Annotated in this window: 17 protein-coding genes; 13 read left to right on the top strand and 4 right to left on the bottom strand. The window is 73.2% G+C overall.

Translation table 11 applies throughout. The features are described from left to right. Positions 1-41: 41 nt before the first annotated feature. Positions 42-3215, top strand: a complete 3174-nt coding sequence (locus tag AB0878_RS00415; RefSeq protein WP_366575921.1) for an ATP-dependent DNA helicase — start codon at positions 42-44, stop codon at positions 3213-3215. Beyond that, positions 3212-6652 carry an ATP-dependent DNA helicase gene (locus AB0878_RS00410; RefSeq protein WP_366575127.1) on the top strand — a complete coding sequence of 1147 codons (3441 nt, stop codon included), beginning with the start codon at positions 3212-3214 and terminating at the stop codon, positions 6650-6652. The genes AB0878_RS00415 and AB0878_RS00410 overlap by 4 nt, the downstream gene beginning before the upstream one ends. Positions 6653-6655: 3 nt before the next feature. On the opposite strand, the gene AB0878_RS00405 is transcribed toward AB0878_RS00410, so the two are convergent. Continuing rightward, entirely contained in the window at positions 6656-7039 is a 384-nt protein-coding gene (locus AB0878_RS00405; RefSeq protein WP_366575125.1) for a hypothetical protein, read from the bottom strand. Positions 7040-7145: 106 nt separating this feature from the next. Between AB0878_RS00405 and AB0878_RS00400 the strand changes: the two genes are divergently transcribed. After that, positions 7146-8228, top strand: a complete 1083-nt coding sequence (locus AB0878_RS00400) for an NAD-binding protein (protein WP_366575123.1) — start codon at positions 7146-7148, stop codon at positions 8226-8228. 168 nt (positions 8229-8396) lie between these two features. Further along, entirely contained in the window at positions 8397-8816 is a 420-nt protein-coding gene (locus AB0878_RS00395; protein WP_366575919.1) for a hypothetical protein, read from the top strand. Here the strand turns inward: AB0878_RS00395 and AB0878_RS00390 are convergent. Both AB0878_RS00390 and AB0878_RS00385 read right to left on the bottom strand, forming a co-directional pair. Next, on the bottom strand, positions 8779-11622 hold the full coding sequence (locus tag AB0878_RS00390; protein ID WP_366575121.1) for a BTAD domain-containing putative transcriptional regulator: 2844 nt from the start codon (positions 11620-11622) through the stop codon (positions 8779-8781). The two genes, AB0878_RS00395 and AB0878_RS00390, sit on opposite strands and share 38 nt — an antisense overlap. Before the next feature lie 7 nt (positions 11623-11629). Further along, positions 11630-12628, bottom strand: coding sequence for a neutral zinc metallopeptidase (locus AB0878_RS00385; protein ID WP_366575119.1), 999 nt, complete (start codon positions 12626-12628; stop codon positions 11630-11632). Positions 12629-12999: 371 nt separating this feature from the next. Here AB0878_RS00385 and AB0878_RS00380 point away from each other — a divergent pair, with 371 nt between their 5' ends. From AB0878_RS00380 to AB0878_RS00355, 6 genes are all read left to right on the top strand, one after another. Beyond that, positions 13000-14286, top strand: a complete 1287-nt coding sequence (locus AB0878_RS00380; protein ID WP_366575117.1) for a hypothetical protein — start codon at positions 13000-13002, stop codon at positions 14284-14286. Beyond that, positions 14283-14915, top strand: a complete 633-nt coding sequence (locus AB0878_RS00375) for a DUF4129 domain-containing protein (protein ID WP_366575115.1) — start codon at positions 14283-14285, stop codon at positions 14913-14915. Before AB0878_RS00380 ends, AB0878_RS00375 begins: the two co-directional genes overlap by 4 nt. Beyond that, a complete protein-coding gene (locus AB0878_RS00370; RefSeq protein WP_366575113.1) occupies positions 14912-16054 on the top strand; it encodes a DUF4350 domain-containing protein in 1143 nt (380 codons plus the stop codon). Before AB0878_RS00375 ends, AB0878_RS00370 begins: the two co-directional genes overlap by 4 nt. Then, entirely contained in the window at positions 16051-17034 is a 984-nt protein-coding gene (locus AB0878_RS00365) for a MoxR family ATPase (protein WP_366575111.1), read from the top strand. Before AB0878_RS00370 ends, AB0878_RS00365 begins: the two co-directional genes overlap by 4 nt. Before the next feature lie 3 nt (positions 17035-17037). After that, complete coding sequence (locus AB0878_RS00360; protein WP_366575109.1) at positions 17038-18330, top strand: DUF58 domain-containing protein; 1293 nt, start codon at positions 17038-17040, stop codon at positions 18328-18330. A gap of 90 nt (positions 18331-18420) precedes the next feature. Further along, a complete protein-coding gene (locus AB0878_RS00355) occupies positions 18421-19200 on the top strand; it encodes an RICIN domain-containing protein (RefSeq protein WP_366575107.1) in 780 nt (259 codons plus the stop codon). Here AB0878_RS00355 and AB0878_RS00350 read toward each other — a convergent pair. Then, complete coding sequence (locus AB0878_RS00350; protein ID WP_366575105.1) at positions 19197-20201, bottom strand: stage II sporulation protein M; 1005 nt, start codon at positions 20199-20201, stop codon at positions 19197-19199. The two genes, AB0878_RS00355 and AB0878_RS00350, sit on opposite strands and share 4 nt — an antisense overlap. A gap of 152 nt (positions 20202-20353) precedes the next feature. Here AB0878_RS00350 and AB0878_RS00345 point away from each other — a divergent pair, with 152 nt between their 5' ends. The 3 genes from AB0878_RS00345 to AB0878_RS00335 are packed head-to-tail and all read left to right on the top strand — an operon-like array spanning position 20354 to position 23624. Further along, positions 20354-21376, top strand: coding sequence for an RDD family protein (locus tag AB0878_RS00345; protein ID WP_366575103.1), 1023 nt, complete (start codon positions 20354-20356; stop codon positions 21374-21376). 3 nt (positions 21377-21379) lie between these two features. After that, entirely contained in the window at positions 21380-22066 is a 687-nt protein-coding gene (locus tag AB0878_RS00340) for a DUF2207 domain-containing protein (RefSeq protein ID WP_366575101.1), read from the top strand. Continuing rightward, entirely contained in the window at positions 22059-23624 is a 1566-nt protein-coding gene (locus AB0878_RS00335) for a DUF2207 domain-containing protein (RefSeq protein ID WP_366575099.1), read from the top strand. Before AB0878_RS00340 ends, AB0878_RS00335 begins: the two co-directional genes overlap by 8 nt.

Here is a 23624-nt window from a genome sequence, read left to right as displayed (position 1 = left end):
GTGTGAACGGGCGGAGAACGGCACACGGACAGGCGCGGCTCGTGCGCCCGCCCGCCGCCGGCGCACCCACGTTCACCTGGGACGCGGGCGCGCGCCGGCTGCTGTCCGCGCCCGCCGGGTTCCTCCGCGTGCTCGGCGGCCCCGGCACGGGCAAGACGACCTTGCTCGCCACCGCGGCCGCGCGCCGCATCGCCGACGGCGCCGACCCGGAGAGCGTGCTCGTGCTCACCTCGTCGCGCCGCGCGGCCGACGCGCTGCGGGCCGACATCACGCGCCGCCTCACGTCCGATCCGGAGCAGTCGTCGGTGCTGCCGCGCACGGTGAGTGAACCACTCGTGCGCACGGTGCACTCGTACGCGTTTTCGCTGCTTCGCCTCGAAGCCCGCGCCGAAGAGCTGCCGCCGCCGCGGTTGCTGGCCGGCGCGGAACAGGACGTGGTCGTGCGCGAGCTGCTGCAGGGTGACCTCGATGTCGGCGCACCCGACTGGCCCGACCAGCTGCGGCCGGCGCTGCTCGTGCCGGGCTTCGCCGAAGAGCTGCGCGACCTGCTGATGCGCGCGGCCGAGCGTGGGCTCGGCCCCGAGGACCTCGTGGAGCTGGGCCACCGCAAGGACCGCGAGGAGTGGGTCGCGGCCGGGCACTTCTGGGCGCAGTACGAAGAGGTCACGCAGCTGCAGGGCGCGGGCGGCAACGCGCTCGGCGTCCGCAGCGCGCCCGCGCTCGACGCCGCCGAGCTGGTCACCTCCGCCCTGCTCGCCCTCGAAGACGACGAGGAGCTGCGGGAGCGCGAGCGCGGCCGCGTGCGGCACCTGTTCGTGGACGACGCCCACCACCTCGACCCGCTGCAGGTGCAGCTGATCCGCCAGATCGGCCAGACCGCGGCCGAGTTCGTGGTGGCCGGCGACCCCGACCAGTCCGTGTTCTCCTTCCGCGGCGCCGATCCCCGGCTGTTCGCCGACACGGACGCCGAGGGCGACCGCACGGTCACGCTCACCACCTCGCACCGCCTCGCCCCGGCCGTGCGCGAAGCCGTGACGAAGCTCGGCGCGACGCTGCCGGGCGCGTCGCAGCATCGGAAACTCGCGTCACCCCCGGGAAAACGCGGCGGCAAGGTCCGCGTCCGGCTGATGCCGACGCCCGCCGCCGAGGCGAGCTGGATCGCCGACCAGCTGCGCCGCGCCCATCTCGTCGACGGCGTGCCGTGGTCCGAAATGGCGGTGCTCGTGCGCTCGCCCGCGCGGACTTTCCTGGTCCTGCAACGAGCTTTGCGCGCGGCGGGGGTGCCGATCGGCTCGGCGACGCAAGAGCTGCCGCTGGCCAAGCACTCCGCCGTCCGGCCGCTGCTGGCCGTGCTGCGGATCGCCGCTCAGCCGGAGCTGCTCGACGTCGACCTCGCCGAAATGCTGTTGTCCTCGGCGCTGGGCGGTGCCGACCCGCTCGCGTTGCGCCGCGTCCGGCGCGGTCTGCGCCGGCTGGAGCTGGCCGGCGGTGGCCAGCGCTCCAGCGACGAGCTGCTCGTGGAAGCCCTGCGCGGCGGCGACATCCTGGTCGGGCTCCCCGACGCCGAAGCGACGCCCGTGCGCCGCGTCGGCAAGCTGCTGAGCGTCACGCACCAGGCCGTCGCGCGCGGCGAAGGCGTGGAACAGGTGCTGTGGGAGCTGTGGGAGGCCAGTGGCCTGCAGGAACGGCTGCTGCGGTTCGTCGACCGCGGCGGGTCGCTCGGCGCGCAGGCCGACCGCGACCTCGACGCCGTGGTCGCGTTGTTCGACGCCGCCGGTCGTTATGTCGACCGGCTGCCGCGCGCGAGCGTCGCGTCGTTCGCCGACTACCTGTCGTCGCAGAACATCGCGGGGGACACGCTGGCGCCCGCGGCGATCCCGGGCGAGGGCGTGTCGCTGCTGACCGCGCACGCGGCCGCGGGTCGCGAGTGGACGGTCGTGGCCGTGGCCGGCGTGCAGGAAGGCGCGTGGCCGGACCTGCGGCTGCGCGGTTCCCTGCTCGGCGTGGAGCGGCTCGTCGACCTGCTGTCCGGAGTGGACGATGGTGACAAGGTGTCGGCCATCGCCCCGATCCTGGCCGAGGAGCGGCGCTTGTTCTACGTCGCCGCCGCCCGCGCGCGCCGGACGTTGCTGGTCACCGCGGTGGCGGGCGAAGACGAGCAGCCGTCGCGCTTCCTCGACGACCTGGAGGAGAACGGCGCCGACGACGGTGCGCTCGATTCCCGCATGAAGCCACCCGGCCGGTCGCTGGTGCTGGCCGAGCTCGTCGGCGAGCTGCGCGAGGTCGTGTGCGACGACAAGGCCGACCCCGAGCGGCGGGCCCGCGCGGCGAAGCAGCTCGCGCGGCTGGCCGACGCCGGCGTGCCCGGCGCGCACCCCAGCACGTGGTACGGCCTGCTGCCCTCCTCCACCGACGACCCGGTGCACAAACCCGGCGACCTCATGCGGATCTCACCGTCCACAGTGGAAATCCTGGTCAAGTGCCCGCTGCGCTGGCTCGTCGAGCGCCACGGCGGCAGCGACCCCGCGCAGCTCGCCGCCGTCACGGGAACGCTGGTGCACGGCCTCGCGCAGGCCGTCGCCGGCGGCCGCACCGAAGACCAGATCCAGGCCGCGCTCGACGACGCGTGGGTGCGCGTGGACGCCGGCGCCCCGTGGTTCTCCCGGCGCGAGCGCAACCGCATCGAGCAGATGCTGCGCAACTTCGTCGCGTGGCTGGAGGGCAGCCGCAAGGAGCTGATCGAGGCCGGTGTCGAGCAGGACATCGAGGTCGAGTTGCCGATGGGCGACGACGAGGTGCGCGTGATGCTGCGCGGCCGCGTCGACCGCGTGGAGCTGGACAAGGACGGCCGGCCGGTGATCGTGGACATCAAGACCGGCAAGGTGCCCGTGTCCAGCGCCGACGCCGAGCAGCACCCGCAGCTCGCCGCGTACCAGCTCGCGGTGCTGCTCGGCGCGATCGAAGGCAAGAACACCCCGGGTGGCGCGCGGCTGGTGTACGTCGCAAAGACGAACAACAAGACCGGTGCCACGCAACGCGACCAGCCGCCGCTCGACGACGACGGTGGCCGGCAGTGGCTCGACCTCGTCCGCTCGGCGGCGGCCGCCGCGGCCGGGCCCGACTACCAGGCCCACGAGAACCCCGACTGCGACCGCTGTCCCGCCCGTGGGTGTTGCCCGCTGCGCCCCGAGGGCAGGCAGGTGACCGGCCCGTGAGCTTCCGGCTCATCGCCAACCCGGTCGAGCCCGCGGAGATCGCCGACGCGCTCGGCCTGCACCGCCCGACCCCCGAGCAGGCCACGGTCATCGCCTCGCCCGTCGAGCCGTCACTCGTCGTCGCCGGTGCCGGCGCGGGCAAGACGGAGACGATGGCCGCGCGCGTGGTGTGGCTGGTGGCCAACGGGATCGTGAGCCCCGAGCGCGTGCTGGGCCTGACGTTCACGCGCAAGGCCGCGCGCCAGCTCGGCGAACGCGTTCGCGCCCGGCTGCGGCGCCTGGCCGGGTCCGGACTGCTGGAGAAACTCGACCCGTCGGGCGGGTTGCGCGCCACGGTCGTTGCGGGCGAGCCCACCGTACTGACTTATCACGCCTACGCCGGGCGGCTGCTGTCGGAACACGGCCTGCGGCTGCCGGTGCAGCCGGGTGTACGGCTGCTGTCGGAGACGTCTTCGTGGCAGCTCGCGCACCGCGTGGTGTCCACTTGGGACGACGACCTCGACACCGACCGGGTGCCGTCGTCGGTCACGGCGCAGCTGCTCGCGCTGGCCGGGGAGCTCGGCGAGCACCTCGTGTCGACGGAACGGCTCGCGGAGTACACGACGTGGCTGTGCGAGGTGATCGAGAACGCGCCGCGCGCCAAGGGCCAGCGGGCGGCGCTGCCGCAGAAGCTGCAGGAAGTGATGGCGGCGCAACGGTTCCGGCTCGCGTTGCTGCCGCTCGTCGAGGCGTACCACCGGCGCAAACGGGCCGAGGGCGCGCTCGACTTCGCCGACCAGATGTCGCTGGCGGCGCAGCTGGCCGACGGCTACCCGGCCGTGATCACCGGCGAACGCGAGCGTTACGGCGCCGTGCTGCTCGACGAGTACCAGGACACCGGCCACGCGCAGCGCGTGCTGCTGCGGTCGCTGTTCGGCGGGGGAGACCACGCGCCGATGCCGGTCACGGCCGTGGGCGACCCGGCGCAGGCCATCTACGGCTGGCGTGGCGCTTCGGCGGCCAACCTGCCGCGCTTCACCACCGACTTCCCGCGCCGCGACGATGGACGGCTCGCGCCCGCGCACGAGTTCGGCCTGCTCACGAGCTTCCGCAACCCACCACAGATCCTCGACCTGGCCAACGCCGTGGCCGAGCCGCTGCGGGCGCGCGGCCTCGGCGTCGAACCGCTGCGGGCGCGCGACGGCGCCGGCCCGGCGGACATCGCCGTGGCGCTGCTGCCGGACGTGCGCGCCGAACGCGAGTGGGTGGCCGACGCGCTGGCGCGGCGCTGGCTCGCCGAAAAGGAGGAGACGGGCAAGCCGCCGACAGCCGCCGTGCTGGTGCGCCGGCGCGCGGACATGGCGCCGATCGCGGCCGAGCTGCGGATGCGCGGGCTGCCGGTGGAGGTCGTCGGCCTCGGCGGGCTGCTCGACGAACCGGAGGTCGCCGACCTCGTCAGCACGCTGCGGGTCCTGGCCGATCCGCTCGCCGGCAGCGCGGCGGCCCGCCTGCTCACGGGTGCACGGTGGCGGCTCGCGGCGGCGGACCTGGCCGCGCTGTGGCGACGTGCGGGGGAGCTGTCCTCGCCCGCACCGCAGGGGGATTCCGAAGACGAACCCGTGCTCGTCACCGAACGCGCCGAGCAGGCCGGGCTCATCGACGCCGTCGACGAACCCGGCAAGCCCGAGCGCTACTCCGAGGACGGCTACCGGCGGATCCGGCGCATCGGCGCGGAGCTGGCCGCGTTGCGCCGGCGCCTCGACCAGTCGTTGCCCGAGCTGGTGGCCGACGTCGAACGCACGATGCTGCTCGACGTCGAGTCCCTGGCCCGCCCCGGCTCGGCCGGCCGCGCGCACCTCGACGCGTTCGCGGAGGTCGTCACCGACTACGCCGAGACGGCGCCGACCGCGACCCTGCTGTCCTTTGTGGACTACCTCAACACCGCCGCCCACGCCGAGGACGGCCTCACGCCCGGCGAGGTCGAGGTCGTACCCGACCGCGTGCAGGTGCTCACCGTGCACTCCGCCAAGGGGCTGGAGTGGGAGGTCGTGGCCGTGCCGCACCTCGTGGCCGAGGTGTTCCCGAGCAAGCGCCGGTCCTCCTCGTGGCTGCGCACGTCGACGTCGCTGCCCGCGTTGCTGCGCGGCGACTCGGCCGACCTGCCGGAGCTGCGAGTTTCCGACGGGTTCGACCGCAAAGAGGTGCAGGAGGCCCTCGAACTGCATGAGGAGGGCTTCGCCGAGCGGGAGGCCGACGAGGAACGTCGGCTCTGTTACGTCGCCCTCACGCGCTCGGAACGCGCGCTCATCGTGTCCGGCCACTGGTGGAACGAGAGCAGTACACGCGCGAAGGGACCGTCGGTGTTCCTCACGGAGATCGCCGACGTCGTGCGCGAGGCCGACCCGCCGATCGGCGTGCTCGACGCGTGGGCCGACGAACCCGCCGACGACGAGGAGAACCCGCTGGTCGCGGACTCCCGCAAGGCGAGCTGGCCCGTCGACCCGCTGGGCGACCGGCGGACCGGGGTGTCGACGGGCGTCGAGATGGTGTTCGCGGCGATGGCGGCGTTGCCTGAAACACCTGAAACACCCGACACGCCCGAAGGGCCCGAACCCGCGAAGGCCGAACCCGAGCAGCCGGAACTCTTCGGCATCGGCGAGGACGACGAGGTGCCGCTCCCGCCCGAACCCGACGAGTTCGACGAAGAACCTTACGAGGACGAAGAAACCTACGACGAAGACGACGATTCCGACGAAGACGAAGACGAAGTCGACCCCGAAGACCCCGACGGCTGGGCCGCCGACACCGACGTCCTGCTCGCCGAACGCGCCCGCGCCCAGGCCACTGTGGACCGGGTCGTGCTCCCGGCCCAGCTTTCCGTGAGCCAGCTCGTGGAGCTCGCCGCCGACGCCGAAGCCCTCGCGCGGAAGCTGCGCCGCCCGCTTCCCTTGCCGCCCAACACTTTCGTCCGCCGCGGCACGGCGTTCCACACGTGGCTCGAACAGCGCTTCTCCGGCGAGGGCCTGCTCGACATCGACGACCTGCCCGGCGCCGCCGACCTCGGCGAGGCCCCCGACTCGGATTTCGAGGCGCTGCAAGAAGCCTTCGAACGCAGCGAGTGGGCCGAACGCGTGCCGCTGGCCGTGGAGGTGCCGTTCTCGGCCGACGTCGAGGGCATCACCGTGCGCGGCCGGATGGACGCCGTCTACGCGGATCCCGACGGCGGCTGGACCGTGGTGGACTGGAAAACCGGCTCCGTGCCGTCAGCCGACCGCCTGCCCGCGCTGGCCGTGCAGCTCGGCGCGTACCGGCTCGCGTGGGCCGCGCTGAAGAACGTGCCGGTGGACCGCGTGCGCGCCGCGTTCCACTACGTCCGCCACGGCCACACGCTCAGCCCCGCGGACCTCCTCGACGCCGAAGGCCTGCGCGACCTGCTCCGCAGCGTCCCGCGGGAGTGAGCTTCAAGCGTTGTCGCGGACCTTCAACGCCCACTTGACGAGCGGCCACTGCGCCGTCAGCCGGAACCACGCCGCCGCGCGCACCGGCGCCGCCAGCTTCTTGCGCTCGAAGTCCAGCGCCATCTTCACGTTGCCCGGGAACACGCCCACGAACAGCAGCGCCGCCGCGAGCCCGCCCAGCCGGCGCGTCCGGGGCAGCGCGATGGCCGCGGCCACGCCGAGCTCCGCCGCACCCGAGGCGTACGTCCACGCGCGACGCGAACCGGGGAGCTCCTCCGGTACCAGCGCGTCGTACTGCTTGGGGCGCAGGAAGTGCGTCAGGCCGGCGGAGGCGAGGAAACCGGCCAGCCAGTAGGCGGGCCGTTGCGGCCTGCTGGAGTCGGACATGCGTCCAGCCTGCCATAACGTGATCACCGCGACGGGTGTGCGGGAGATGACCTTCGGCTATCCTCCCCGCTGTGAGTGACGCCGAACACCCGCGGGGAGCCGGTGCATGAAAGCCCTGAAACGGCTGCCCCTGAACGTCCGGCTCAACGACCGCCCCGACCACGAGCTCGTCGGCGTGATCCGGATGCCGGAGTTCACGTCGAGCCCGATGCGCTCGATCGTCAAGCGGATCATCGGCGCACTGCTCGCGCTGCTGGCCACGGTGCTGATCGTGTTCGCCGACCGCGGCGGCTACCGCGACGTCAACGGCGACGGGGTGTCCTTCCTCGACGCGATCTACTACTCCACCGTCTCGCTCTCCACGACCGGCTACGGCGACATCGCGCCGATGTCGGCCTCCGCGCGGCTGGTGAACGTCCTCATCATCACGCCGTTGCGCGTGCTCTTCCTCATCGTCCTCGTCGGGACCACGCTGGAGGTGCTCACGGAGCGCTCCCGGCAGGCATTCAAGATCCAGAAGTGGAGGACGAAGGTGCGCGACCACACCGTCGTCGTCGGGTTCGGCACGAAGGGCCGCTCGGCCGTCAACGCGCTGCTCGGTGACGAGGACGTGCAGCCCAGCCGCATCGTCGTCGTCGACACCGACCAGCAGGCGCTGGAGGCGGCCAGCTCGATGGGCCTGGTGACCGTGCACGGCTCGGCGACCAGGGCCGACGTGCTGCGCGTGGCCGGCGTGCAGCACGCGAAGGCCGTGGTCGTGGCCCCGAACCGCGACGACACCGCCGTGCTGGTCACGCTCACCGCGCGTGAGCTGGCGCCGAAGTCGCACATCGTGGCGTCGGTGCGGGAGGCGGAGAACGTCCACCTGCTCAAGCAGTCGGGCGCGAACCAGGTCGTGGTGTCGAGCGAGACGGCCGGGCGCCTGCTGGGCATGGCGACGTCGACGCCGCTCGTGGTCGACATGGTCGAGGACCTCATTACGCCGGAGTCGGGCCTGGCGATCGCCGAGCGCGCCGTGGAGCCGTCCGAGGAGGGCGGTTCGCCGCGGCACCTGCCCGACATCGTGCTGGGAGTGGTCCGCGACGGCGTGCTGTACCGCGTCGACGCTCCGCAGGCCGACGCGATCGAACCGGGCGACCGGCTGCTGTACGTCAAGAAGGTCACCTCGGCCGACAAGGTCGAATCCTGAGCCGTCGAATCCTGAGCCGTGACTTCCTGACCGCTGGGTGACGGCCGATCGGCGGACGGTGACCGGGCCGCCGGGACCTCACTGGGTTTTGCCCCGTGGATCTGGAACCATGGCGGCGTGCAGCTCTCCGACCTCACGAGCAAGACCTCAGTCCAGAGGTGGCTGCAGGTGGGCATCCCGGCTGCCGCCGGCGTGCTCGTGGTGGTGCTGGCGTGGCTCGCCGGGCCCGGCCTGTTCGGCATCGCGGGCAACGACGCCGGCGCGCCCGTGCAGGCGGAGGTGACCCAGCCGGCCGAGTGTTCGGCGGGCAACCCGGTCGAATCCGTCACGTTCAGCCTCGGCGGAAAGCCGCGCCAGGGCACGCTCAACGGTTGCGGCCACGCCAAGGGCGAACGCGTCGAGGTCGGCGTGCCCGTGGACGCTCCGGCCGACGGCGCGATCACCGTCAGCGCGGCCGACGCCTCGGCGGGCGCTCAGGACGCGCGCGGCCCGGTCGCGCTCGTGCTGCTGGTGTTCGCGTGCTTCGCGGGCGGCATGTACGCGTTCCTGGTCATCCGGGGCTCGGGGAAACTGGCCCTCCTGCACTGAGTGCGCGCTCGATCTCGCCGAGCTGCCGCCGGGCACCGTAGGCGTCCGGCACGTCGTGTTCCTCGATGAGGTCGACGGCCTCGCGCAGGAAGCGCCTTGCCTGCTCGTGGTCACCGGCTTCCGCGTGCGCCTTGACCACCTGCTCCAGCACTTGCAGCGCCCAGCGCCAGCCTTGCGACGCACGGAACCGATCGATCGAGGTACGCCAGATCTCCGTGGCCCCGGCCAGGTCGCCCGCCGCCAGCCGGACCTGAGCGATCGCCCCCTGCGCGGTGCGCAGCGCGAGTTCTTCGCCGGCCGCTTCGCAGAGCTCGGCCGCGTGCTCCGCCAATGCCACCGCCGCGTCGAGCCGGCCGAGCTTGGCCAGGGGGTAGGCGATCCCGGCCATCGCGATCATCTCGGCCTTGGTGTTGCCGACGGCTCGATGCAGCTCCATGCCCCGCCGGAAGTGGTCGACGGCTTCGGCGTACCGGTCCGGGCCGCCGACATCGCCCAGGATCTGCCCGAGGTTGATGTGCAGGTAGGCCCGCTCGGCGTCGTCGGTCTGCAGGTCCATCGAGCGGCCCAGCTCACGCAGGCAGTCCTCGTGACGCTGCACGGTGTAGTACGCCAGGCCGAGGCTCCGGTGCAGCTGTGCGACCAGCGGGTCGGCGCCGTCGATGGTCTCCAGTGCCAGCTCGATGCCCGAGGCCCATTCCTCACCGCGGACGAACTGCTCGTAGGGCATGGCCAGCGAAAGCGCCAGCGGCGCCGTTTCGCAGCGCAGTGCCGGGGTCGCGGCCAGCTCCCGGACCAGCAGGGTGAGGGTGGGCAGCTCGGCCTCGTACCACGCCACGCCGTCGTCGTACCCGCCGATCCGGGTCACGGTCACACCCGGCTCCGCCACCGGTACGCGGTCGTTGGGTGGCCGCACCGGGCGCAGCGCCAGGGTGGCCGCGTGGGCGACGCACCGGTAGTGGTTGACCAGCCGCCGCAGCGCCGCCGCCCGCTCCTCGGGTGAGTCCGTGGCCTCCATCAGCTCCAGGGCGTACGCGCGAACCAGATCGTGGGCGGTGAAGCGGTCCGGCCGGTGCTCGGTGAGGTACCGGACGCGCGTGAGTTCTTCCAGCAGTTCGCGGCCCTGCGGCAGCGGCACGCCGGCGAGGCTCGCCGCGGCCTCGGCGGAGATGTCGGTGCCGTGGTGCAGGGACAGCAGCCGGAACAGCCGCGCCGCCGCCTCGCCGAGAGTCCGGTACGACCAGGAGAAGACGGTGCGGACGTCGCCCACGTCGTCGGTGCGGAAGGCCGCCAAAGTGCCGCGGGTTTCGCGCAGCGTCGTGGCGAGGGCGGCCAGGGTGAGCTGCGGACGCGTGCGCACGCGGGCCGCGACCATCGCCAGCGCGAGCGGCAGCCGGCCGCACAACCGGATGATCTCGGTGGCGGCCTCGGGCTCGGCCGTCACCCGCTCTTCGCCGAGCCGCCGGCCGAGCGCGTGGCGGGCTTCGTCCTCGGTGAGCGTGTCGAGCGTCAGCACCTCGGCGCCGTCGGAGACGACCAGGGACGCGAGGTTGTTGCGGCTGGTCACGATCACCGCGCAGCCCGGTGTCCCGGGCAGCAGCGGCCGCACTTGCTCGGCGTCGCGGACGTTGTCCAGCACCACGAGCATCCGGCGGCCGACCAGCAGGCTGCGGTACAGACCGCTGCGTGCGTTCAGCCCGGTGGGCACCGAGCCGGGCGCGAGCACTTCGAGGAAACCCCGCAACGCGTCGGCCGGGTCCACCACCGCCCCGCCGGGGTCGAAGCCGCGCAGGTCGACATACAGCTGGCCGTCGGGGAACTGCGCCGCCACCCGGTGGGCCACGCGGACGGCCAGGGACGTCTTGCCCACGCCCGCGAGGCCGTCGATCACCGCCAGCGGCATGGTCCCGGCGTCCGCGGCCGGCTCCAGGACGCGGGACAACGTGGTCAGCTCGGCGTCGCGCCCCGTGAAGGCGGCCAAACCCGGTGGCAGCTGCGCGGGCCGCACTCGCGGAGCGGCCGGCCGTTCGGGCCGGCGCTCCGGTTCGGCGAGCAGCTCCCGTTGGACTCGGGCCAGCTCGGGCCCGGGCTCCACGCCCAGCTCGTCGACGAGCCGGTCCCGGATCGCCCGGTGGACCTCGATGGCGAGCGCTCGGCGTCCGAGCGCCGCGAGCACGCGAATCAGGCGCGCGTGCACGCCTTCGTCGAACGGGTCCAGCGCGGCCACCCGCTGCAGGTGCGGCAAGAGCGGCTGCGGCGACTGCCCCGTTTCGAGGGCGAGATCGGCGGCCTGCATCAGGACCGCGGCGACCTCGCGGGCGATGCCGGTCAGCAGCGCGGCGACGCGCGACGGCACGGCCGCCCCGGCTCCGGCGGTGGCGCGGCACAGGTCCAGGGCGTTGACGAACCAGGCCATCGCCTCGCCCGGCTCCTCGACCTGCCGGGCCTGCTCGGCGAACGCGCGGAACTCGGCGAGATCCGACGTCGTGGCACCGGGCCGCAGCGCGTACCCACTCGAATCGCGCACCAGCCACGAGCCCTGCGTCCGCGCGGGCAGGCCGGGTTCCACCAGCCGCCGCAACGCGCCGACGTAGCGCTGGATCACGTTGGCCGCGCTGGCCGGCGCGTCGTCCTCCCACAGCAGGCCGACGAGCTCGTCGAGCCCGGCCGGGTGGCCGCCGCGCGCGAGCAGGACCGTCAGCAGCAGGCGCTGCGCGGGCGGGCCCAGGGTGAGCTCACGATCTCCCCGCCACGCGCGCAGGTGGCCGAGCAGCTCGAACCGCACCTGCGGTGCGCCGGGCGTGCTCACCTGATCCCTAGCTGACCAGGGACGAGGGCGCCGCGAACGTGTTGCAGTCGGCGATCCGGTTGGCCTTCGCGCCTTGGCGCCACCAGTAGGCGTAGTGGGCGTTGGTGCCATGGTCGTGGCTGTGGGAAGTGTTGTCGCCGCGGGTTTCCTGGTCGTTCCAGGCCTTGTTGTACATGTCGCGGGTGATCGTGCCGCCCTGGTCCACGTGGGCGCCGAGGAACATGCCCGAGAAGCACTGGGCCTGCAGCTCCTTACGGCGCGACATCTCCAGGCCTTCGGGGCTGTTCTGGCCGGCCGCGTAGATCTTCTGCCACGCGGCGTCCATGATCCCGGCGACCTCCTGCACGTGGTGGCCGTACTCGTGCGCGAACAACGCCAGGTAGACGCCCGGGTTGTTGCCGTACTGATCGGTCTGCAGCCCGGCGAAGGGCACGTACAGGTTGTCCTCGCAGTAGTACGCCGCCGTCGCGATACCGACCTGGATGGTGCCGCACGCGGTCTCGAAGCTCGGCCCGGTCGGGAAGTGCAGCGCGGGCGGGGTGAACGGCAGGTCGTAGGCCTGGAGGAACGGGCCCCACGCCGCGTCGAGGCACTTGCTGGCCGCGGTGAAGAACGCTTCCGCGCCCGACTGCGTGCTCTGCCACGCCGGCAGGTCGCAGACGCGGTTCTGCAGCCCGGCGTTGGGGTCCTGCAGGATCGGGTGGTCGGCGAGCTTGAGGATCTTCTGCGGGCCGGTGGAACTCGGCTCGGACGTCTCGGTCGGCGCCGACGACGCGGTGGAGGACGAGCCGTTGTTCGGCGGCAGCTCGAACGCGCTGGTCGGCGCGGACGCCGGCGGGTTCTGGTAGCCGGTGGCGTTCACGTTCTGGCTCGGCCGGTTCAGCGCGACGATCGCGACGACCCCGAGCACCAGCACCGTGACGGCACCGAGCGCGATCCCGATGATCGCGCCCGGCGACTTCTTCTGGTGCTGCGGAGGGAAGCGCTGCGGTGGGTACTGACCCATCCACGGGCTCTGCGGCGGCGGCCCCTGCGGAGGTCCCTGGGGCGGACCCGGCACCGACGGACCCTGCCGCGGGGGCCCCTGGGGTCCCTGCCTGCCGGGCCCGTGACCCGGGACCGGCGGCGGTTGAACGGTCCCGCGAGGCGGCACCTGGCCGTAGGGCGGTTGCGTCATCAGGGCAGTCCCGGAGGGTCTCGGCACGGGCCGGGCGGCCCCCGGCTTCCGTTCAGCATATCGGGGGAACGGGGGCCGTACGCAGCGCTCGTGCCGACGCCGTCACCCGACCCGGGTGTCACCCCAGGTCTGGCCCGGTTTGGGCGCCTCTGGAAGAGTGAGCGGCAGCAAGTGACGGGTCGTGAGTACGAGGGGCTTCGATGACAGACACACCCGGTTCGCCGGGGTCCGGCGCGCCCGACGACGACGCGCCCACCCCGAGCCAGGGTTTCCAGCGCCCCGAACCGACCAGCCCTGACCAGACCGGCACCTCCGCGTCCGGCACTCCTGGGTCCACCGCTCCTGGTTCCACCGCTCCTGGGTCCAACAGCGCGCAGCCCGAAGGCGCGCGACAGACGCCGGGCACCGACGGCGTTCCGCAGCAGCCCCAGACCCCGCAGACCCCGCCGCCCGGCTGGCAGTCGCCGGGCGGGCAGACGCCGCCGTCCGGTGGCCAGTGGCAGTCGCCCGGTCAGCAGTACGGGCAGCCGATGCCGCAGTACCCCGGTGGCGCCTACGGGCAGCAGGGCGGCTGGACTCCGCACGGCCTCGGCAAACCCGGCGTGATCTCGTTGCGCCCGCTCAACGTCGGCGACATCCTCGACGGCGCGATCACCGCCATCCGCCGCTACCCGGTGCTGATCCTGGGCACCTCGGCGGTCATCGCGGTGATCGTGGCGGGCCTGACCCTCATCGTGCAGCTGGTGGTGCAGCCCGACCTCAACCGCGTCGCGACGCTCGGCCCGGCCGCCACGCAGCAGGAAGCGCTCGACGCGATGTACAACGTGCTGGGCAGCACCGCGTTGTCGCTGATCCCGGCGCTGATCATCACGCTGCTCGGCCAGACGTTCCTCACCGGCTTCCTCACGGTCGTGATGGGCAAGGCCGTGCTCGGCCGCCCGGTCGACTTCCGCTCGGCCATGCAGGAGGTCACGCCGCGGCTGCTGCCGTTGCTGGGCCTCACGATCCTGTACGGGCTGGCCACCATGGTCGCCGCGATCTTCTGCCTGCTGCCGGCCGTGATCCCGTACGTGTTCTGGGCGCTCGCGAGCCCCGCGCTGGTGCTGGAGCGCGGCACGATCCGCCAGGCCTTCGGCCGTTCACGCACGCTCGTGTCGGGCGCGTTCTGGCGCGTGCTCGGCATCCTGCTGCTCGCCGCCGTGATCGGCTGGCTGATCACAGCGATCATCGGCATCCCGTTCGACCTGGGCTCCGGCGCATTCTCGGGCCTGTTCGACCCGCAGGCCACGGCGCCGGTCCAGACCACCGGCGGCCTGGTGCTGAGCGCGGTGGGCTCGGTGATCGCGAGGACGATCGTCGCGCCGTTCATCGCGCTGGTCACGGTGGTCCTCTACATCGACCAGCGGATGCGCCGCGAGGGCATGGACATCGAGCTGGCGCGGGCCGCGGGCCTCAACCCGCCGCCGGCGCCGCGGCAGGCGTGGTGACGTTCCTGCTCACCGACGTCCCGGTCGACATCGACCGGGACCCGGCCCGCCTGCGAGCGATCCAGGAGCTGAGCGACCCCGCGTACGCGGCCGCGCGACCCGGGCTGCTGCAGCGGGTCGCGCAGTGGCTGGGCGAGAAGTTCAGCGAACTGCTGAACAGCCTGTCCGGGGTGCCGGGCGGGCCGTTGGGGCTGCTGCTGATCATCGGGCTCCTGATCGTGCTGATCGTGGTGGTGCGGCTGCGTGTCGGGAAGGTCGGGCGCGCGGCACAGGCGGCGCGGCAGGTCTTCTCGGGCCGTCGCCGCAGCGCCGCGGAGTACCGGAAGGCGGCCGAACAGGCTGCCGCGCAAGGACAGTTCGCCGACGCCGTGCGTGAGCGGTTCCGCGCGATCGTGCGGGGTCTCGAAGAACGGGCGCTGCTGGACTCGCGGTCCGGCCGCACGGCCGACGAGGCCGCCGCCGAAGCGGGCGCGCTGCTGCCGGACCTCGCCGCCGGGCTCGCGCTCGCCGCGCGGCACTTCGACGACGTGCACTACGGGGGCCGGCCCGGCACCGAAGCCGCGTACCTCTCCGTGACCGCGGTCGAAGACCGGGCCCGCTCCGCGCGGCCGGTGCTGGTGGGCGCGTGACGAGCACTTCGGTTTCGCCCGATCTGCGGCGCATCTGGCGCGGCGTGCGCGTTCCACTCGCGCTCCTGCTGCTGATCGTGCTCGCCGGGCTCGTGCTCGTGCTCAGCCGCGGCGACCAGACGAGCGGCGAGCTCGAACCGGGTTCCTACGAACCGAACGGCAGCCACGCGCTTTCCCACCTGCTGCAGGAAGAAGGCGTCGACGTCCACCCCGTCCACACCATCGCCGAGGCGCTGGCGCAGGTCGACGGCGGCACGCTCGTGATCACCGCGCCGGACCGGGTGCCGGGCGACGGGCTCGTGGACCTGCGCCGCCGCGTCGCGCACCTCGTGCTGCTGGCGCCGGGTCCGGAGGCACTGTCCAAAGTGCTCCCGACGGTGAGCGCCGTCGGCAGCGGCGATGTCGCCACGCTCGACCCCGGCTGCACGGTCGGCGCGGCCGTCGGCGCGGGACCCGCCACGCTCGGCGGCACGCGCTTCCGCACCGACGACCCCGAAGCCCGCCAGTGCTACCGCGACGGCTCGGCGCCGACGTTCGTTCAGGTCGCCGACCGTTCGGGCACCGTCACGGTGCTCGGCACGGGCGCGCCGCTGACCAACGACCGTCTCGCCGACGAAGGCAACGCCGCGCTCGGCATGCGGCTGCTGGGCGACCACCAGCGGCTCGTCTGGTACGTGCCGTCGCCGGCGGATCCCGCGCTCGGCGGCGGGCAGAAGTCCTTCTACGAGCTCATCCCGCCCGGCTGGCGCTACGGCGCCTTCACGGCCGGGATCGCCGTGGTACTGCTGGCTTTGTGGCGTGCACGCCGCCTCGGCGCGGTGGTGACCGAACCGTTGCCGATCGTGGTGCGGGCGGCGGAAACGGCCGAGGGCCGCGCGCGGCTGTACCGCCGGGGCGGCGCGGCCGGACACGCGGCGGAGACGCTGCGGGAAGCGGCCCGCGCGCGGCTGCGCACGAGGCTCGGCTTACCGCGCGACGCCGAAGCGGCCGCGGTCGTGGAGACGGTGAGCGCGCGCACGGGCCGCAACCCGGCCGAGGTCGGCGGCGTGCTCTACGGTCCGCCCCCGGCCGACGAAGCCGGGCTGGTCCGGCTGGCGGACGAACTGGACAGCGTGGAACGAGAGGTGGAGCGGTCTTGAGTACCGAACAGACGCAGGCGCCGAATCAGGCTCAAGACGCGCGAGCGGCCCTGATCGCCCTGCGCGCCGAGGTCGGCAAGGCCGTGGTCGGCAACGACGCGGCCGTCACCGGGCTCATCCTGGCGCTGCTCTGCCGCGGCCACGTGCTGCTGGAGGGCGTGCCCGGCGTCGCGAAGACGTTGCTGGTGCGGGCTCTGGCGGCGTCGCTCGACCTGAAGACCACGCGGGTGCAGTTCACGCCCGACCTGATGCCGGGCGACGTGACGGGTTCGCTCGTGTACGACGCGCACAGCGGCGAGTTCTCGTTCCGCGAGGGCCCGGTGTTCACGAATCTGCTGCTGGCCGACGAGATCAACCGCACGCCGCCGAAGACGCAGTCGTCGCTGCTGGAGGCGATGGAGGAGCGGCAGGTCTCGATCGACGGCACGCCACGGCCGTTGCCCGATCCGTTCATGGTCATCGCGACGCAGAACCCTGTGGAGTACGAGGGCACCTACCCGCTGCCGGAGGCGCAGCTGGACCGGTTCCTGCTCAAGCTCACGATGCCGGCGCCCTCGCGTGAGGACGAGATCGGCATCCTCTGGCGTCACGCGCAGGGCTTCGACCCGCGTGACCTCGCCGCCGCGGGCCTGCGTCCCGTCGCCGGCGCCGAGCAGCTCGCGACCGCGCGCCAGGCCGTGGCGCGCGTGACGATCGGGCCCGAGGTGATCGGTTACGTCGTGGACCTGTGCCGCGCGACGCGGGAGCTGCCGGCCGTGCGCATCGGCGTTTCCCCGCGTGGCGCAACGGCTTTGCTCGCCGTCACGCGCGCGTGGGCCTGGCTCGCCGGCCGCGACTACGCGACGCCGGACGACGTGAAGGCGCTGGCCCGGCCGGCGTTGCGGCACCGGCTCGACGTGCGGCCCGAGGCCGAGCTCGAGGGCGTGACCGCCGACGGGGTCCTCGACCGGGTGCTGGCCTCCGTGCCGGTGCCGCGCTGAGCGGTGGCCCTCACCGGGCGGCTCGGGCTGCTGGCGCTGCTGGGTGCGCTGGTGGTCGGGCTCCTGTTCCCGTCCGCGACCGGCGTGCTCGGCGTCGTCGTGGTGCTGCTCGTGCTGGTGGCCGTGGACCTGCTGCTCGCCGGCAGCGTGCGTGCGCTGCGGTTTTCGCGCAGTGGCACCACTTCCGTGCGCCTCGGCGAGCCGGCCGAGGTCACGCTGACCGTCACGAACCCGGGCCGGCGCGCGGTGCGCGGGCTGCTGCGCGATGCGTGGCCGCCGAGCGCGGGCGCCGACGACCGGCACCGGATTTCCGTGCCACCGGGCGAACGACGGGTCTTCACCACCGCGATGCTGCCCACTCGCCGCGGCGACCGCGTGGCGTTCCGCGTGACCGTGCGCGCGGCGGGACCGCTCGGGCTCGCGGCGCGCCAGGGTTCGCACGAGGTGCCGTGGTCGGTGCGCGTGCTGCCGCCGTTCCACAGCCGCAAGCACCTGCCGTCCCGGCTGGCGCGGCTGCAGCAGCTCGACGGCCGCAGCGCCGTGATGATCCGCGGCCAGGGCACGGAGTTCGACTCCTTGCGCGAATACGTCGCCGGCGACGACGTCCGCTCCATCGACTGGCGCGCCACGGCCCGCGCGGCCGACGTGATGGTCCGCACCTGGCGTCCGGAACGCGACCGGCACGTGGTGCTCGTTCTCGACACGGGCCGCGTCTCCGCCGGCCGCGTCGGCGACGCACCCCGCCTCGACGCCGCCATGGACGCCGCGCTGCTGCTGGCCGCCTTGGCCTCGCGCGCCGGCGACCGCGTCGACCTGCTGGCCTACGACCGCCGCGTGCGCGCCGCCGTGCCGGGCTCGTCGGCCACGACGTTGCTGCCGTCGCTCGTGAACGCCATGGCGCCACTCGAACCGTCCCTCGTCGAGACCGACTCCCGCGGCATGGTCGCCGAAATCCTCCAGCGCACCCGCCGCCGCGCCCTGGTCGTACTCCTGACGGGCCTCGACGCGGCACCGCTGGAGGAGGGCCTGTTCCCCGTGCTCAGCTCCCTGACCTCCCGGCACCAGGTGATCGTCGCGTCCGTGGCCGACCCGCGCGTCGCCGAGATGGCCGCGGGCCGCGGCGACGCCGAAGCCGTCTACGACGCCGCCGCGGCCGAGCGCACCCTGGCCGAACGCGCCTCCGTCACCGCCCGCCTGGGCCGCCGCGGCGTCGACGTGGTGGACGCCGTGCCGGAGGACCTGCCCCCGGCGCTGGCGGACCGGTACCTGGCGCTGAAGGCCGCCGGCCGGTTGTAGGGGATCCGGCACTCGATGGAGTGGCTTCCCTTGGTGCCCCGCACTCCCTGCTGTTAAGCCGGAAGCAACTTCGGCTCCGAGGGAGTGCGCGTGCGTCGGCTGGTGTTCGTGGTGGTAGTGCTGCTGTTCGTCGGATCGGGCGGGGTCGCTGAAGCGGCCGACGGTGCGCCCGTCTACCTCGCCGACGGTGGGGGCACGGTCTCCCTCGCCGCCGCCGGCGGCAAGGTGCAGCTGGCCGACGCGAAGGACCCCGGTGCGGCCTGGACGTACGACAAGGCCTCCCAGCACTACCGCAATGTCGCGAGTGGACAGTGCCTCACCGCGCAGAGTCCGGTCGACGGCGTGGGCGTGCTGCCGGCCGCGTGTGCCGACGGGGACCACCGGCAGCAGTGGCGCCGTGTCGCGGGCAACCCGGGGCTGGTGACGATCGCGAACGTCGCGACTGCGCGTTGCCTCACCGCCGAGGCGCCGACGCCGGGCGCGCGGCTGTACCAGGAAGTCTGTTCGCTGCCGGGCCTGTCCAACGCGTGGGCCGCCGGCGGCCGCACACTCGCCATCCTGTCCGGCAACGGCCAGCACCTGGCCACGAAAGACCCCGCGAGCCCGTTCGTGGTGCGGGTGATCGGCGACAACGGCCAGCCGGCGCCCGACGTGCCCGTGACCTTCTACGTCCACGCCGCCCGCGCGCAGAACGTCCTGGTCTTCGAAGGCGGCAAGGAAACCGCGCAAGCCAAGACTGGCGCCAACGGGGAAGCCACGAGCCCCAAGCTCGTCCTCACCGACCCCGGCGAGTTCGACATCCGCTTCACCGGCAGCGCCACCCTCGACGACGGCAACTCCATCGCCTTCGAGGGCAGCTGCCTCTGCTAACCCGCCTCGGGCAGCGCGTCGCCGGTGTAGCGGCGGTCGAGGTCGCCCAGCTCGCCGTCGCGGGCGGCGCGGCGGCCGAGGGTGAAGACGTAGGTCAGGAACAGCAGCTCGACGACCGCGCCGATGCCGATGCGCACCCACGTCGGCCAGCCCGAAGGCGTCACGAAGGCTTCGATCACGCCGGACACCAGCAGCACGCACGCCAGCCCCAGCGCGATCACGACCACGGACCGGCCCTGTTCGGCCAGTGCGGCGCTGCGCGAGCGGTGGCCGGGGTCGATCACGGTCCAGCCGAGCTTCAGGCCGGTGCCCGCGGCGATGAACACGGCCGTGAGCTCCAGCAGGCCGTGGGGCAGCAGCAGGCCGAGCAGCACGTCGCCGCGGCCGGCCGAGGACATCAGGCCGATGGCGATGCCCGCGTTGAGCGAGTTGAGCCACAGCGCGCTGATCACGGGCAGGCCGAGCGCGACACCCAGGAACAGGCAGGTCGCGGCCACCCAGGCGTTGTTCGTCCACACCTTCGCGGCGAACGAGCTCGCCGGCCCGGTCGAGTAGTACGTCTCGTACTGGCCGCCGGGCGCCGTCATGGCCTTGATCTCATCGGGGGAGACCAGCGCCGAACGCACGGACTCGTCGCCCGCGATCCACACGCCGAGCACGGCCATCACGACCACCGACGCCAGCGCGGCGGGGATCCACCAGCGCCGGCTGAGGTACACCGCGGCCGGGAACCGGCGGGTGAAGAACAGCGCGACCTCGCGCCACGCCGGGCTGTGAGAGCCGGTGACGGCCGAACGGCCCCGCGCGACCAGCGTCGACAGCCGCGCCAGCAAGGCCGGGTCGGGCGCCGTCGAGCGGATGATCGACAGGTGCGTCGCCGTGCGCTGGTAGAGCGTCACGAGCTCGTCGGCCTCGGCCCCGGACAGCCTGCGCTGCCGCACGAGCTCGCCGAGCCGGGCCCACTCCGCACCGTGCGCCGCGACGAAGACGTCGACGTCCACCCGATCACCTCCTGGAACACCAGCCTAGGGCTCACCGCGCCGTGACTGTTGCCGATCCGGCCACAGTCACGGCGGAAGCGCCGCGACATACTGGCGGCGCTCTGCCGGGTATTCGCCTGCTTTCGGGCCGGACCGCCAACTAGGCTGGCCCGGTGCAGGAAGAGTCCGATCTCGTCACCGGTGAGGCCGTGGTCCTCGACCTTCGGGTGGCCAAGCTCGCCAGCCGCGGCGTCGCGATGTTGCTCGACGTGCTGGTGCAGGGCGCGCTCCTGCTGATCGTCGTGGTCACCGTGACCCTGACCTCGTCCGATCTCGACCCGGCGCTCACGATCGCGCTGCTGCTGTCGGTGTTCGTGCTGATCGTGATCGGCTACCCGGTGCTGTTCGAGACGCTGACGCGCGGCAGGTCGCTCGGCAAGATGGCGCTCGGCCTGCGCGTGGTTCGGCTCGACGGCGGCCCGATCCGCTTCCGCCACGCCCTCACCCGCGCGCTCGCCGGCTTCTTCGTCGACTTCTGGGCGCTCGGGTTCCTGGGCGCGGTGGCCGTGATCGTGTCGCTGAGCTCGTCGAACGGCCGCCGCGTCGGCGACTACCTGGCGGGCACGCTCGTGATCCGCGAACGCGTGCCGCAGAGCGCGCAGGCCTACGTCGCCATGCCGCCGGGCCTCGAGGACTGGGCCGCACAGCTCGACCTCAGCCGCCTGCCCGACGACCTGGCGCTCGCCGCACGCCAGTACCTCAACCGCTTCCACGAGCTGCGCCCCGACGCCGCCCACGCGCTCGGCCAGGGCCTCGCCGACCAGACGGCCCACGCCGTGGGGGTGGCGGTGCCACACGGGATGCCGGCGTGGGTGTTCCTCTCGGCGGTGCTGGCGGAACGGCGCAACCGCGACCAGGCGCGGCTGGCGCAGCAGGTGTACGCGGGGCCGCCACCGGCTTACGCGGGGCCTCAGCCGGCCTATCAGCAGACTCAGCCGCAGCCGTTCCAGCAGCAGCAGTCGCCTTCCCAGCAGTTGCAGCCGGTCGTCCAGCAGAGCCAGCAGCAGTTCCAGCCGACGGCCCAGCAGACCCAGTCCCAGCACTCCCCACCGTCAACGGCCGAGCAGCCCCAACCGTCCCAAGAACCCCAGGCGACGGCCCCGCAGCCGGAGAACCCCTTCACCCCGCCGAGCTGACCCGTGCTCCTCGAACTCGCCACGGCGCTCGCCGGGCTCACCGCCGACGTCACCGCCACGGCTCACCCCGACGGTTCCGTCACGGTCACCGAACAGGTCACCACGGCCACCCCCGCCACCCACCGCATCGCCCTGCGCGTGGCCACCACCGACGACGAGGACCGCGTCTACACCGTCCGCGACGCCCGCCTCACCGGCTCCGGCCACCTCGACGAGAACTCCGACGGCCTCGTCGCGACCTACACCGGCCCCGCCACCCTGTCGTACACAGTGGACGGTGCCGTCGCCGACGGCGGGCAGCTGCGCTGGCAGGTCACGGGCGGCTGGGACCAGGACCTCACCCGCCTGACCACGGCGTTCAGCGCCCCCGGGATCTCCACTGTGGACTGCTACGCCGGCGCCATCGGCTCGGCGCGCCACTGCACGTTCTCCGAGCTCGGCGCCGGCGGCATCGCCCGCGTCGAGCAGGACGGCCTGCGCCCCGGCGAGCGCGTGGACCTCGCGGTCGCGATCCCGCCCGGTGTGCTGCCCGTGAACGCCCGGTTCGTCGCGGTCTCCCCGGTCGCCGAGTTCTTCAAAGGGCCGGGCATTCCGGTGCTCGCCCTCGTCCTGCTGCTGATCGCCGCCGTGCCGACGTGGCTGCACCGCCGTCGCGGCAAGAACCGCATCGAGGTGCTCAGCCGTGGTTAGCCTCCGTAGCTTCGCCGTCGTCCTGGCGATCCCGGCCCTGGTCCTCGCCGCCGCCCCGGCCCAGGCCCAGGACCTGCCCGCCCTGCCGCAGAGCGCCGAGGTCACGCTCAAACTCCAGCGCGACGGCAGCCTCTCGGTGACCGAGGCCGTCTCCGTCCCGGCCGGCACCACGATGACGCGCACCCTCCCGCTGCGCACGTCCGCCGACGCCGGCCACGACCGCGTGCTCACCGTGCGCGACCTCAGCATCGAGGGCGCCGGCAGCGCGCAGACCACGGACGACCAGATCGTCGTCGACCTGCGTGGCGGAACTTCGGTGGTGCGCTACACCGTCGTCGGCGCTGTCGGCCGCTCGCTCGGCGTCGAGCACCTGACGTGGGACCTCGCCGGCGGCTGGGACACCCGCCTGGAGCTGCTGCGCGCGACCTTCGCCGCGCCGAACCTGCCCGACGCCGTGACCTGCCTCGCGGGCCCGCCCGGCTCCGCCACGCCGTGCGGCGCCGCGCAGCTCGACCACTCCGGGCTCACGCGCGTCTCGGTGTCGAAGCTGGCGCCGGGCGACCGCGTGGAGCTCACCGCGGAACTGCCCGCCGGCACCGTGCCCACGACCGAGCAGCTGGTGCCCGCGAAGTCCGTGGCCGGCGCCTTCCTCGTCACCGCACCGATCCTGGCCGCGTGGCTCGCCTTGGCGGTGCTCGTCCTCGCCGGCCTCGTGACGGTGCCGGTCCTGCGCCGTCGCGACCGGGCCGCCGCGCTCCCGGTCCGCCTCGAAGCCGACGGCCAGTTCTCCTCACCCCAGGGTGTGCTGCCCGGCCACGTCGGGTTCCTGCTCACCGGCCGCACCGACGACCTCGACGTCGCCGCGACCGTGCTCGACCTCTGCGTGCGCAACTACCTGTGGGTCAGCGAAGACGGGGAAGAAGGCTGGACGCTCCACCGCCGCAACCCGCCCGACGAGTACCTCACTGCCTTCGAACGGACGGTCTACGAAACCGCCGTCCCCGGCGACTCGGCGCCGCTGGCCACCATCACGCCGGACATCGAGGACGAACTGCGCACGGCCGTCGTCCGCCGCGGCTGGCTCACCCGCCGGCCGGCCCTGCTGGCCAAGATCGCCGTCCGCCTCTGCTTCTACGGCGTCTTCCTCACTGCCCTGCTCGCCTTCACCGCCGGCTACGCGCAGCTCGGCCTGGTCGTGGTCGCCACCGGTGCCGCGCTCGGCCTTTTCACGCAGTGGCTGCCGCCGCGCACCCAAGACGGCAGCCTCCTGCGCGACCAACTCCTGGGCCTGCGCACCGAACTGGCCAACCCGGCCGAAGTCACGGAACTCATCTTCTCCCGCGCCCTCCCGTACGCCCTCTCGCTCGGCGAAACCGACCAGTGGCTCGGCACACTCGCGGCACCGGATTGTTCGCTTCAGGCGTACTGGTTCGGCGCTCCCGCCACACCTGCCCGGACCAGCGCTTTCCTGGCCGCGCTCGGCGCCGCGACGACGAGCGCGCGCCACACGCTGGGAGCGGTGCCACCAGCCGAGCCGAGGGTCGGGTCCTCTGCGTAG

Source organism: Amycolatopsis sp. NPDC047767 (assembly GCF_040704195.1).
In the GTDB taxonomy this organism is placed as follows: Bacteria; Actinomycetota; Actinomycetes; order Mycobacteriales; family Pseudonocardiaceae; genus Amycolatopsis.
Note: the sequence above shows the minus strand (reverse complement) of the source record. Positions and strands in the feature narration are given on the sequence as shown.

Bases quoted from the DNA above. Each gene is read 5' to 3' on its own strand.
- AB0878_RS00400 (WP_366575123.1), top strand. From the start codon at position 7,146: ATGAAAGCCCTGAAACGGCTGCCCCTGAACGTCCGGCTCAACGACCGC.
- AB0878_RS00380 (WP_366575117.1), top strand. From the start codon at position 13,000: ATGACAGACACACCCGGTTCGCCGGGGTCCGGCGCGCCCGACGACGAC.
- AB0878_RS00405 (WP_366575125.1), bottom strand. From the start codon at position 7,039: ATGTCCGACTCCAGCAGGCCGCAACGGCCCGCCTACTGGCTGGCCGGT.
- AB0878_RS00385 (WP_366575119.1), bottom strand. From the start codon at position 12,628: ATGGGTCAGTACCCACCGCAGCGCTTCCCTCCGCAGCACCAGAAGAAG.